The 12,326-nt window shown below is 73.5% G+C and carries 11 protein-coding genes; 9 read left to right on the forward strand and 2 right to left on the reverse strand.

The features are described from left to right. The first annotated feature begins 13 nt into the window (after positions 1–13). From GPA10_RS33995 to GPA10_RS34020, 6 genes are all read left to right on the forward strand, one after another. Positions 14–682 carry a TetR/AcrR family transcriptional regulator gene (locus tag GPA10_RS33995; protein ID WP_157168806.1) on the forward strand — a complete coding sequence of 223 codons (669 nt, stop codon included), beginning with the start codon at positions 14–16 and terminating at the stop codon, positions 680–682. Positions 683–842: 160 nt separating this feature from the next. After that, the gene (locus GPA10_RS34000) at positions 843–3,215 is read left to right on the forward strand and encodes a molybdopterin-dependent oxidoreductase (protein WP_157168807.1); all 2,373 of its coding nucleotides are present in this window, start codon (positions 843–845) and stop codon (positions 3,213–3,215) included. Between the two features lie 122 nt (positions 3,216–3,337). Next, positions 3,338–4,816, forward strand: a complete 1,479-nt coding sequence (locus GPA10_RS34005) for a CitMHS family transporter (protein WP_157168808.1) — start codon at positions 3,338–3,340, stop codon at positions 4,814–4,816. Beyond that, positions 4,816–6,075 carry an MFS transporter gene (locus GPA10_RS34010; protein WP_157168809.1) on the forward strand — a complete coding sequence of 420 codons (1,260 nt, stop codon included), beginning with the start codon at positions 4,816–4,818 and terminating at the stop codon, positions 6,073–6,075. The genes GPA10_RS34005 and GPA10_RS34010 overlap by 1 nt, the downstream gene beginning before the upstream one ends. 69 nt (positions 6,076–6,144) lie before the next feature. Next, a complete protein-coding gene (locus tag GPA10_RS34015; RefSeq protein ID WP_157168810.1) occupies positions 6,145–7,539 on the forward strand; it encodes an aldehyde dehydrogenase family protein in 1,395 nt (464 codons plus the stop codon). Between the two features lie 59 nt (positions 7,540–7,598). Next, positions 7,599–8,684, forward strand: coding sequence for a zinc-binding dehydrogenase (locus tag GPA10_RS34020; RefSeq protein WP_343041627.1), 1,086 nt, complete (start codon positions 7,599–7,601; stop codon positions 8,682–8,684). A gap of 6 nt (positions 8,685–8,690) precedes the next feature. On the opposite strand, the gene GPA10_RS34025 is transcribed toward GPA10_RS34020, so the two are convergent. Further along, positions 8,691–9,338, reverse strand: coding sequence for a TetR family transcriptional regulator (locus tag GPA10_RS34025; RefSeq protein ID WP_157168811.1), 648 nt, complete (start codon positions 9,336–9,338; stop codon positions 8,691–8,693). A gap of 95 nt (positions 9,339–9,433) precedes the next feature. On the opposite strand from GPA10_RS34025, the gene GPA10_RS34030 reads away from it, so the two are divergent. Then, positions 9,434–10,585 carry an acyl-CoA dehydrogenase family protein gene (locus GPA10_RS34030; protein ID WP_157168812.1) on the forward strand — a complete coding sequence of 384 codons (1,152 nt, stop codon included), beginning with the start codon at positions 9,434–9,436 and terminating at the stop codon, positions 10,583–10,585. 75 nt (positions 10,586–10,660) lie between these two features. Beyond that, positions 10,661–11,290: a TetR/AcrR family transcriptional regulator gene (locus GPA10_RS34035; RefSeq protein ID WP_157168813.1), complete on the forward strand. Its 630-nt coding sequence runs from the start codon at positions 10,661–10,663 to the stop codon at positions 11,288–11,290. On the opposite strand, the gene GPA10_RS34040 is transcribed toward GPA10_RS34035, so the two are convergent. Next, a complete protein-coding gene (locus GPA10_RS34040; protein ID WP_058852303.1) occupies positions 11,281–11,748 on the reverse strand; it encodes a MaoC family dehydratase in 468 nt (155 codons plus the stop codon). The genes GPA10_RS34035 and GPA10_RS34040 overlap by 10 nt on opposite strands. 95 nt (positions 11,749–11,843) lie before the next feature. Between GPA10_RS34040 and soxR the strand changes: the two genes are divergently transcribed. After that, positions 11,844–12,302: a redox-sensitive transcriptional activator SoxR gene (gene soxR, locus GPA10_RS34045; protein WP_058852304.1), complete on the forward strand. Its 459-nt coding sequence runs from the start codon at positions 11,844–11,846 to the stop codon at positions 12,300–12,302. Positions 12,303–12,326: the final 24 nt, after the last annotated feature.

Raw genomic sequence — 12,326 nt, forward strand, 5'->3', positions numbered from 1 at the left:
CTACTCTCCCGGGATGCCCGACTCTCCGGGGACGCCCGGCCCGCACGCCACCGGGCACCGGCCCGCCACCACCGCCACCGCCCTGCGCCGCACCCCCGTGCAGCGCCGCAGCGCCGAGCGCCTGACCCGCATCCTCGACGCCTGCGCGGCCCTCCTGGACGAGGTCGGATACGAGGACCTGACCACCCGCGCCGTCGCCGAACGCGCCGGTGTCCCCATCGGCTCCGTCTACCGCTTCTTCGGCAACAAACGGGCGATGGCCGACGCGCTCGCCCACCGCAACCTGGAGCGCTATGCCGAGCGGGTCACCCGCCGCCTGGCCGCGGCCCGGACGGCGAACTGGCGTACGGCCCTGGACGCGGTGCTCGACGAGTACGTCGCCATGAAGCGCACCGCCCCCGGCTTCACCCTGGTCGACTTCGGCACCCAGATCCCCGTCGGCGACCCCGGCGCGGCCCCCAACCACCGCGTCGCCGAGCACCTGGCGCGGTTGCTGGCGCCCTACCTCGGCCACCTCGACCGCGCGCCCGGACCGGAGCTGAACCGCACCTTCCTGGTCGCCGTCGAGACCGCCGACGCCCTGTTCCGCCTCGCCTTCCGCATCGACCCGGCGGGCGACGAGGCGATCATCGCGGAGGCGGGGGTGGTGCTGCGGGCGTATCTGGAGGGGGTGTTCGACTGACGGGGCGGGGCGGGGCGGGGCAGTGGCTTCGGGCGGGCCGGGCGACGGTCCGTGACGGCGCGCAGGGCGGTGGCGCGGGCCTCGCCAGCGTGCATACCGGTCGGTATGCTCGTCCCGTCCGTGCGTCGACGCCGCTGCCGCTGCCGCCCTGGAGGCCGCCATGCCCCGCACCGCCCCGCGCATCTGCCCCCTCTGCGAAGCCACCTGCGGACTCACGCTGCAAGTGGAGGGCAGCCGGGTGACCGGGGTGCGCGGCGACCGGGACGACGTGTTCAGCCGCGGGTTCATCTGCCCGAAGGGGGCCTCCCTCGGCTCCGCCGACGCGGATCCGGACCGGCTGCGGCGGCCCCTCGTACGCCGGGACGGCCGCCTGGAGGAGGCGACCTGGGAGGAGGCGTTCGACGCCGTCGCGGCGGGGATCCGGCCCGTGGTCGAGCGGTACGGGCCGCACGCCGTCGGTGTCGTCCTCGGCAATCCGAACGTGCACACCATGGCCGGCGCCCTCTATCCGCCGCTGCTGCTCGGCGGACTCGGCACGCGCAGCCTGTTCACCGCCAGCACCCTCGACCAGATGCCCAAGCACGTCTCCAGCGGACTGCTCTTCGGCGACGCGCTCGCCATCCCCGTACCGGACCTGGACCGCACGGACCACCTGCTCGTCCTCGGTGCCAACCCGGTCGAGTCCAACGGCAGCCTGTGCACCGCGCCCGACTTCCCCGGCAGGCTCAAGGCGCTGCGGCGGCGGGGCGGCCGGCTCGTGGTCGTCGACCCGCGCCGCACCCGTACCGCGAGGCTCGCCGACCGGCACGTGGCGATCCGGCCCGGCACGGACGCGCTGCTGCTCGCCGCGATGGTCCAGGTCCTCTTCGCGGACGGGCTCGTCGCCCTGGGGCGGCTCGACGGGCATGTGACCGGGGTCGGGCAGGTCGCCGACGCCGTACGGGACTTCACCCCGGAGGCCGTCGCGGACGCCTGCGACGTGCCCGCCGCCACCGTCCGCGGCCTGGCCCGCGACCTGGCCGCCGCGCCGAGCGCCGCCGTGTACGGCCGCGTCGGCGCGAGCACCGTCACGTTCGGCACCCTCACCTGCTGGCTCGTCGACGTCCTGAACGTCCTGACCGGCAACCTCGACCGGCCCGGCGGCGCCATGTTCCCGCTCGCCGCCACCGACCGGGCGCCGCGGCCCGCGGGACCCGGCAAGGGGTTCGCGCTCGGGCGCTGGCGCAGCCGGGCGAGCGGGCACCCGGAGGCGAAGGGCGAACTGCCGCTCGCCGCGCTGGCGGAGGAGATCGACACCGCGCCGGGCGGGGCCGAGGGGGCCGACCGCGGTTCCGGCGGCGCGCCGGCGGGGTCCGGCGCGGGTCCGGGCGGCATCCCCGGAGCGGCCGACCGTGGCCTCGGCGCGCACCCGATCCGCGCCGTCGTCTGCGTCGCCGCCAACCCCGTGCTCTCCGCTCCCGACGGCGACCGCCTCGACAAGGCCCTGGCGTCGCTGGACTTCATGGTCAGCGTCGACCCGTACCTGAACGAGACCGCGCGCCACGCGCACGTCGTCCTGCCGCCGCCCCCGCCCGCGCAGAGCGCGCACCACCCCTTCGCCTTCAACTCCTTCGCCGTACGCAACCAGGTCCGCTACACCCGCGCCGCCGTCCCGCTGGAGGAGGGCGGGATGGCGGAGACCGAGATCCAGGCCCGCCTGGTGCTCGCCGTCACGGGGCTGCACGGCGCCGACCCGGACGCCGTGGACGCCGCGGCCGTCGAGCGCACGCTCGCCAGGGCGGTCACCGAGCCGCACACGCGCGTGCACGGCCGCGACCCCGAGGAACTCGCGGCGCAGCTCACCGGGGACAACGGCCCCGAGCGGCGCCTGGACATGATGCTGCGCCTCGGCCCGTACGGCGACGGGTTCGGCGCGGACCCCGAAGGGCTCAGCCTCCGGCGCCTCCTCGACCACCCGCACGGCATCGACCTCGGTCCGCTCACCCCGCGTGTCCCGCAGCTCCTCAGGACCCGCAGCGGACACATCGAGCTGCTGCCGGGGCCGATCGCGGACGACCTGCCCCGTCTCAGGGCCGCCCTCCGCGACGCACCTGCCCGGGGCGGTGCGGGCACGGGCGGGCGCGACGGCGGACTCGTCCTGGTCGGCCGCCGCCATCTGCGCTCCAACAACAGCTGGATGCACAACGTGCCCGCCCTCACCGGCGGCTCCAACCGCTGCACCCTGCACGTCCATCCCGACGACGCCGCCCGGCTCGGCCTCGACGACGGCGCACCCGCCCTGGTCGGCGGCGCGGGCGGCGAGATCACCGTCCCCGTCGAGATCACCGACGCCGTGCGCCCCGGCGTGGTGAGCCTGCCGCACGGCTGGGGCCACGACCGGCCCGGCACCCGCCTCGGGGTGGCCGCCGCCGACCCGGGCGCCAACGTCAACCAGCTCCTCGACGGCACGCTGCTCGACCCGCTCTCCGGGACCGCGGTGCTCAACGGCTTCCCGGTCACGGTCACCTCGCCACACCCGGCAGAACTTGGCTGACCTGGAGTTCTGCGCTTATTGCTCGCACGTCAACATCTTGTTAACGCTCGATCGCCGGTCCTACGGTCATCCGAAACCGCCAGACCTGGTGGGAGTTCGATGGTGAACGTTAGGTAGCCCCCATGCTGACAGTCCTCGGATTCGTCATGATCGCCACCTTCCTGGTGCTGATCATGATGAAGAAGATGTCGCCGATCGCGGCACTCGTGCTGATTCCCGCGCTCTTCTGCGTCTTCGTCGGAAAGGCCGCCCACCTCGGGGACTACGTCCTCGAAGGCGTCGGCAATCTCGCGCCCACGGCCGCGATGCTCATGTTCGCCATCGTGTACTTCGGCGTCATGATCGATGTCGGCCTCTTCGACCCGATCGTCCGCGGCATCCTGCGCTTCTGCAAGGCGGACCCGATGCGGATCGTGGTCGGCACCGCCGTGCTCGCCGCGATCGTCTCGCTCGACGGCGACGGCTCCACCACCTTCATGATCACGGTCTCGGCGATGTATCCGCTCTACAAGCGGCTGAAGATGAGCCTCGTGGTGATGACCGGTGTCGCCGCCACCGCCAACGGCGTGATGAACACGCTGCCCTGGGGCGGCCCCACCGCCCGCGCGGCCACCGCCCTCAAGGTCGACGCGACCGACATCTTCGTCCCCATGATCCCGGCCCTCGCCTGCGGGCTCGTCGCTGTCTTCGTCCTCTCGTACGCTCTCGGCCTGCGGGAGCGCAAGCGGCTCGGGGTGCTGTCGCTCGACGAGGTCCTCACGGAGGAGACGGTGGCGACGCAGACCGAGACCGAGACGGTCCTCGTCGGGGCCGGGGGCGGTACGCGTGGAGGCGCGCCCCGGGCGAACCTGACGAAGACGCCGTCGTCGTCCACAGGCACCGGTTCCAGCACGGACGCCGGCGCCCCGGGCGCGGACACCTCCGGCGGGACGGCCCAGGGAGAGGACGCTGACGACGGCTTCCAGGGGCTCGACCCCCACCGTCCCACGCTGCGCCCCAAGCTCTACTGGTTCAACGCCGGTCTGACGGTGCTCCTCCTCACCGCCATGATCATGGAGTGGCTGCCGATCCCGGTCCTGTTCCTGCTCGGCGCCGCCCTCGCCCTCACCGTCAACTTCCCGCACATGCCGGACCAGAAGGCACGTATCGCCGCCCACGCCGAGAACGTCCTCAACGTCACCGGCATGGTCTTCGCCGCCGCCGTCTTCACCGGCGTCCTCACCGGCACCGGCATGGTCGACTCCATGGCCGACTGGCTCGTCGGCACCATCCCCGACGGCATGGGCGGTCAGATGGGCCTGGTGACCGGCCTCCTCTCGATCCCGCTCACCTACTTCATGTCCAACGACGGCTTCTACTTCGGCGTCCTGCCGGTCCTCGCCGAGGCGGGCCAGGCCCACGGCGTCTCCACCCTGGAGATCGCCCGCGCCTCCATCGCCGGACAGGCCCTGCACATGTCGAGCCCGCTCGTGCCCGCCGTGTACGTCCTCGTGGGCATGGCCAAGGTGGAGTTCGGCGACCACACCCGCTTCACCGTCAAATGGGCCGTGCTCACCTCGCTCGTCGTGCTCGGCGCCGGCATCCTCTTCGGCATCATCTGATGCGGCACGGACGCGGCACCGCCGGCTCCCGGCCGCCCGGCCGGGGCTGGCTGCTGCGTCTCGTCATCGCCTTCAGCTTCGCGCAGGGTGCGGTGTCGATGGCGCGGCCCGCCGTCTCCTACCGGGCGCTGTCCCTCGGCGCCGACGAGCGGGCCGTCGGCGTCATCGCCGGGGTGTACGCGCTGCTCCCGCTGTTCGCCGCCGTACCGCTCGGCCGCCGCACCGACCACGGGCGCTGCGCACCGCTCCTGCCGGTCGGCGTCGCCCTCATCGCGGGCGGCTGCGCGCTCAGCGGCACGGCGGCGTCGCCCGGCGCGCTCGCCGCGTGGAGCGGCCTCATGGGCCTCGGCCACCTCTGCTTCGTGATCGGCGCCCAGTCCCTGGTGGCCCGGCAGTCGGCGCCCGCCGAACAGGACCGCAACTTCGGCCACTTCACCATCGGCGCCTCCCTCGGCCAGCTCGTCGGGCCCATCGCCGCGGGCGCCCTCATCGGCCCGGACATGGACCGCAGCAGCGCCCTCGCCCTGGTGGTGTCGGCCGCCGTCGCCGCGGCGGCGGTCACCTCGCTGTGGCGGATCGAGCACGACACCGGTCGCGGGGCGGTGGCAGAGGGCCCGGCGGCCGGGTCCGCCGGGCGTACGGCCAGGGTGCCCGTGCTCGGCATCCTGAGGTCCCGGGGTGTCCCTGCGGGCATCTTCATCAGCCTCGCCGTGCTGTCCGCGACGGACATCCTCACCGCCTACCTGCCCGTCGTCGGCGAGCACCGGGGCATCGCGCCCGCCACCGTCGGGATCCTGCTGAGTCTGCGCGCGGGCGCCACGATCGCCTGCCGTCTGGTGATGACACCGCTCCTCAGGATCCTCGGGCGGCGCGCGCTCATCACCCTCACCTGTCTCCTCGGCGGGGTGCTGTGCGCCGGGATCGCGCTGCCGGTTCCCGTGTGGGGGCTCGGAGTCATGCTCGTCCTGCTCGGCTTCTGCCTCGGCGCGGGCCAGCCGCTGTCCATGACCACCGTCGTCCGGGCGGCGCCCGCCGAGGCGCGGTCCACGGCCCTCGCCCTGCGCCTGACCGGCAACCGCCTCGGCCAGGTCGCCGCTCCCGCGGGCGCCGGAGCCGTCGCGGGCGTCGCGGGAGTGGGGGCGCCGTTCCTGACCCTCGGCGCGCTGCTTCTGGTGGCCGCGGGTCTGGGGCTGCGGCGCGGGACTCCCGCACAGGAGTGCTCCGCGTCCACCGGGAGGGCCCTGGCGAAGAAAAACTAACGGCGCTAGTTTGGGTCCCTGGCGAGTGCCGGACGGCGCCCGCGCGCGGTCGTCCTCGGGAGGAACGGGATGAAGGCCCACGACGGGATGTACATCGCGGGCGCGTGGCGCCCGGCCGCGACGGGGGACACGATCCCCGTCGTGAACCCGGCCGACGAGCAGGTGATCGCCCATGTCCCCGCGGGCGGCGCGCAGGACGTGGACGCGGCCGTGCGCGCGGCCCGGACCGCGTTCCCCGCCTGGGCGGCGACCCCGCCCGCCGAACGCGCCGCGACGATCGGCGCCGTGCGCGACGGCCTCGCGGCCCGCAAGGACGAGATCGCCGGGACCGTCACCGCCGAACTGGGTGCCCCGCCCGCCTTCTCCCAGGCCGTGCACGCCGCCGTGCCGATCCTGGTCGCGGGCTCGTACGCGGAGCTCGCCGCCACGTACTCCTTCGAGGAGAGGGTCGGCAACTCCACCGTGTACGCGGAGCCGGTGGGCGTCGTAGGTGCCATCACGCCGTGGAACTACCCGCTCCACCAGATCGTCGCCAAGGTCGCCCCGGCCCTCGCCGCGGGCTGCACGGTGGTCCTCAAGCCCGCGGAGAACACCCCGCTGACGGCGCAGCTGTTCGCGGAGATCGTCCATGACGCGGGGCTGCCCGCGGGCATGTTCAACCTCGTCACCGGCCTCGGCCCGGTCGCGGGCCAGGCGCTCGCCGAGCACGAGGACGTGGACCTGGTGTCGTTCACCGGCTCCACGGCCGTCGGCAAGCAGATCGGCGCCGTCGCGGGCGCTGCCGTCAAGCGCGTCGCCCTCGAACTGGGCGGCAAGTCCGCCAACGTCATCCTGCCGAGCGCCGACCTGGCCAAGGCCGTCAACGTCGGCGTCGCGAACGTCATGGCCAACTCCGGCCAGACATGCAGCGCCTGGACCCGGATGCTGGTGGACGCCGCGCGCTACGACGAGGCGGTGGAGCTCGCCGGAGCCGCCGCGGCCAAGTACGGCGACCGCATCGGCCCGGTGGTGAGCGAGCGGCAGCGGGCACGCGTGCGCGGCTACATCGAGCGCGGCATCGAGGAGGGCGCCCGCCTCGTCGCGGGCGGCCCCGACGCCCCCCGCGACCGCGGCTACTACGTCCGCCCGACGGTCTTCGCCGACGTCACCCCGGACATGACCGTCGCCCAGGAGGAGATCTTCGGCCCGGTCGTCTCGCTCCTGCGGTACGAGGACGAGGACGAGGACGAGGCCGAAGCCATCGCCAACGGCACCGTGTACGGCCTCGCGGGCGCGGTGTGGGCGGGGGACGAGGCGGAGGCCGCCGCGTTCGCCCGGAGGCTGCATACCGGGCAGGTCGACATCAACGGCGGCAGCTTCAACCCGCTGGCGCCGTTCGGCGGGTACAAGCAGTCCGGGGTGGGCCGGGAACTCGGCGCCCACGGACTCGCCGAGTACCTCCAGACGAAGTCCCTCCAGTTCTGAGCCCAGGCTCCGAGCTGCGCTTCCGCTCCCCGACCCCCTCTTCCCAGGAGTACGCCACCGTGGTCCGCGTCCGCGCCGCCGTCCTGCCCGCCGTCGGCTCTCCCCTGGAGATCACCGACATCGACCTGCCCGAGCCGGGGCCCGGCCAGGTGCGGGTGCGTCTTGCCGCGGCCGGGGTGTGCCACTCCGACCTGTCGCTGTCCGACGGGACGATGCGGGTGCCCGTGCCCGCGGTGCTCGGGCACGAGGGGGCGGGCACGGTGGTGGCCGTCGGTGCGGGCGTCGGGCATGTCGCGCCCGGCGCCGGGGTCGTCCTCAACTGGGCCCCGTCCTGCGGCCGCTGCCACGCCTGCGGGCTCGGCGAGGTGTGGCTGTGCGGCGCCGCGCTCACGGGTGCGGGGACGGTGTACGCGCGCCGGGCCGACGGCACCGAGCTGTACCCCGGTCTGAACGTGGCGGCGTTCGCGGAGGAGACGGTGGTCCCGGCCGCCTGTGTGCTGCCGGCGCCCGACGGGGTGCCGCTGACCGACGCCGCCCTGCTCGGCTGCGCGGTGCTGACCGGGTACGGGGCCGTGCACCACTCCGCACGGGTGCGCACCGGTGAGACGGTGGCCGTGTTCGGCGTCGGCGGGGTGGGGCTCGCCGCCCTCCAGGCCGCGCGGATCGCCGGGGCGGCGCAGATCGTCGCCGTCGACGTGTCGCCGGAGAAGGAGGAGCTGGCGCGGGCCGCCGGGGCCACGGAGTACGTGGTGGCCTCCGACACCACCGCCCGCGACATCCGGAAGCTGAGCGGCGGGCACGGGGTGGACGTGGCCGTGGAGTGTGTGGGCCGTGCCGTGACGATCCGTGCCGCCTGGGAGTCCACGCGGCGCGGTGGCCGCACCACGGTCGTCGGCATCGGCGGCAAGGACCAGCAGGTCGCCTTCAACGCCCTGGAGATCTTCCACTGGGGCCGCACCCTGTCCGGCTGCGTCTACGGCAATTCCGACCCCGCCGCGGACCTCCCCGTCCTGGCCGCCCACATCCGCGCCGGCGGCCTCGACCTCGCCGCCCTCGTCACCGACCGCATCACCCTCGACGACATCCCGAAGGCCTTCGGGAACATGCTGGCGGGCAGGGGCGGGCGGGCCCTGGTGGTCTTCTGAGCCCGCTCACCCCGCGGGCGCGGCAGTGAGGCCCGCGTACTGGAGTTCCAAGCCGTCGAGCAGCGCCCGCAACCCCGCCTCGAAGGCCCGCTCGTCCACGACGTGCTGATGCTCGACGAGCAGATGCGCCTGCCCGAGGTGCGGGTAGTCGGCGGGGTCGTACGCGGTCTCGTCGTCGACGAAACCGCCGGCGAAGGAGCCGAGCGCGGAGCCCATGATGAAGTACCGCATGAGCGCCCCCACCGACGTGGCCTGGGCGGGCGGCCACCCCGCGTCGACCATCGCGCCGAACATCGCGTCGGCGAGCCGCAGCCCGGCGGGGCGCCGCCCCGGCCCGCGGGCCAGGACGGGCACGATGTTCGGATGCAGGGTGAGGGCCGCGCGGTAGGAGACGGCCCAGTCGTGCAGCGCGCTGCGCCACCCGCGCCCGTCCTCGAACATCGACAGGTCCACCTGCGCGCTGACCGAGTCGGCGACCGCTTCGAGGATCTGGTCCTTGGTGCGGAAGTGGTTGTAGAGGGAGGGCCCGCTGACGCCGAGCTCGGCGGCGAGGCGGCGGGTGGACAGCGCCGTCAGACCCTCGGCGTCCACGAGGGCGCGCGCCGCGTCGACGATGCGATCTCGGCTGAGGAGGGGCTTGCGCGGTCGGGCCATGCGGCACATAGTAGGGCTGCCGATAGAAACTAGCAGTGCTAATTTAAGGTCCGGAAGACGCTGCTTCGCAGTCCGGAGGACGGGGAGTGCCCGCGATGAACCTGGAGCTCGGTCCGGAGCAGGAGGCCGTCCGGCGGCTCGCCGAGGACTTCGTCGCGCGCGAGATCACCCCGCACGTGACCGCCTGGGACCGCGCCGAGAGCGTCGACAAGTCGATCGTGCGGCGCCTCGGCGACATCGGCTTCCTCGGCCTGACGATCGACGAGGAGTACGGCGGCTCGGGCGGCGACCACCTCGCGTACTGCCTGGTGACGGAGGAGCTGGGGCGGGGCGACTCCTCGGTGCGCGGCATCGTGTCGGTCTCCCTCGGCCTGGTGGCCAAGTCCGTCGCGGCCTGGGGGAGCGAGGAGCAGAAGCGGCGCTGGCTGCCGGGCCTGACGTCCGGGGAGTACGTCGGCTGCTTCGGGCTCACCGAACCCGGCACCGGCTCCGACGCGGGGAACCTGGCCACCCGGGCCGTCCGCGACGGGGACGCGTACGTCGTCAACGGGTCCAAGATGTTCATCACGAACGGGACCTGGGCCGACGTGGTGCTCCTCTTCGCGCGCACCAACGACACCCCGGGCCGCAAGGGCGTCTCCGCCTTCCTCGTGCCCACGAGCACCCCGGGACTCACCCGCAGGGCCGTGCACGGCAAGCTCGGCCTGCGCGGCCAGGCCACCGCCGAGCTGGTCCTCGATGACGTACGGGTGCCCGCCGACGCCATGCTGGGCGACGAGGGCAAGGGCTTCGCGGTCGCGATGTCGGCCCTCGCCAAGGGGCGGATGTCGGTCGCCGCCGGCTGTGTGGGCATCGCCCGTGCGGCCCTCGACGCGGCCGTCGGGTACGCGGGGGAGCGCGAGCAGTTCGGCAAGAGCATCGCCCGGCACCAGCTCGTGCAGGAGCTGATCAGCGACATCGCCGTGGACGTCGACGCCGCCCGTCTCCTCACCTGGCGGGTCGCCGACCTGATAGACCGGGGCCTGCCGTTCGCCACCGAGTCCGCCAAGGCCAAGCTGTTCGCCTCGGAGGCCGCGGTGCGCGCCGCGAACAACGCGCTCCAGGTGTTCGGCGGCTACGGCTACATCGACGAGTACCCGGTGGGCAAACTCCTGCGCGACGCCCGCGTGATGACCCTCTACGAAGGCACGAGCCAGATACAGAAGCTGGTCATCGGGCGGGCGCTGACGGGCGTCTCGGCGTTCTGAGCCGGCACCCACTTGCCTAAGCGCTTGCTCACCTTCAGGGTAGGGTGTCTGTCCTGATCGGTGGAAGGAGCCCGCATGGGTGCGGCGAAGGAGACCCTCGGCGAGGAACAGCCCTGGGCCGAGGTCAGTCCCGACGCGGCGAGGCGGCTGCTGATCGCCGCCGTCGAGGCCTTCGCCGAGCGCGGCTATCACGCCACGACCACCCGGGACATCGCGGGCCGCGCCGGCATGAGCCCCGCCGCGCTCTACATCCACTACAAGACCAAGGAAGAGCTGCTCCACCGCATCAGCAGGCTCGGGCACGACAAGGCGCTCGACATCCTGCGCTCCGCCGCCGACGGCGAGGGCACCCCGGCCGAGCGGCTCTCCGACGCCGTCCGCTCCTTCGTCCGCTGGCACGCCGGGCACCATATGACCGCCCGGGTCGTGCAGTACGAACTCGACGCCCTCGGCGCCGAGCACCGCACCGAGATCGTGGCGCTGCGCAGGCAGTCCGACGCGGCGGTGCGGGAGATCATCAACGACGGCGTGCGGGCGGGCGACTTCGACGTGCCCGACGTGCCCGGCACCACGCTCGCGGTGCTCTCCCTGTGCATCGACGTCGCCCGCTGGTTCAACGTCGCGGGGCGCCGGACGCCGGACGAGGTCGGCGCGACGTACGCCGACCTCGTGCTGCGGATGGTGGGGGCCGCGCCTCAGAAGTAGTAGCGCGACACCGACTCCGCCACGCACGCGGGCTTGTCGCCGCCGTCCTCGCGCTCCACGGTCACACGCGCCGTGACCTGGACGCCGTCGTCCTTGGTCGGCTCGACCGCCGTCAGGACCGCGGTCGCCCGCAGCCGCGAGCCGACCGGCACGGTCGCGGGGAAACGGACCTTGTTCGTGCCGTAGTTGAGGCCCATCCTCATGCCCTCCACCCGCATCACCTGCGGAACCAGGGCGGGCAGCAGGGACAGCGTCAGATAGCCGTGCGCGATCGTCGTCCCGAAGGGGCCCGCGGCCGCCTTCCCGGGGTCCACGTGGATCCACTGGTGGTCACCGGTGGCGTCCGCGAACAGGTCGACGCGCTTCTGGTCGATCTCCAGCCAATCGCTGTACCCGAGCTGCTCGCCGACGGCGGCGCGCAGCTCGTCGGCTGACGTGAAGATCCTCGGCTCTGCCATGTCCCGGCCTCCCGGACGTCGGTGTACTAAGCGCTTGCTCAGCATGCGGGGTGCCGCCGACCGCTGTCAACGCGCCGGCCAGTAGGCTTCGAGGAGTGCCCCAGATCCCAGAGAAGATCCACGAACTCACCGTCGGCCAGGTGTCCGCGCGCAGCGGTGCGGCCGTGTCCGCGCTGCACTTCTACGAGACCAAGGGACTCATCAGCAGCCGTCGCACCTCGGGCAATCAACGGCGCTACCACCGCGACACGCTGCGCCGCGTCGCCTTCATCCGCGCCGCCCAGCGCGTCGGCATTCCGCTCGCCACGATCCGGGACGCCCTCGCGGAGCTCCCCGAAGGGCGCACGCCCACGCGCACGGACTGGGCGCGCCTCTCCGAGGCCTGGCGGGCCGAGCTCGACGAGCGCATCAGGCAGCTCGGGCGCCTGCGCGACCACCTCACCGACTGCATCGGCTGCGGCTGCCTCTCCCTGGAGACCTGCGTCCTGTCCAACCCCGACGACGTCTTCGGCGACCGGATCGTGGGCTCCCGCCTGATGGGCGAGCGCCGTTGACCGACCCCGGTCGGGACCTGTGCC

It is taken from the genome of Streptomyces typhae (genome assembly GCF_009755605.1).
In the GTDB taxonomy this organism is placed as follows: domain Bacteria; phylum Actinomycetota; class Actinomycetes; order Streptomycetales; family Streptomycetaceae; genus Streptomyces; species Streptomyces typhae.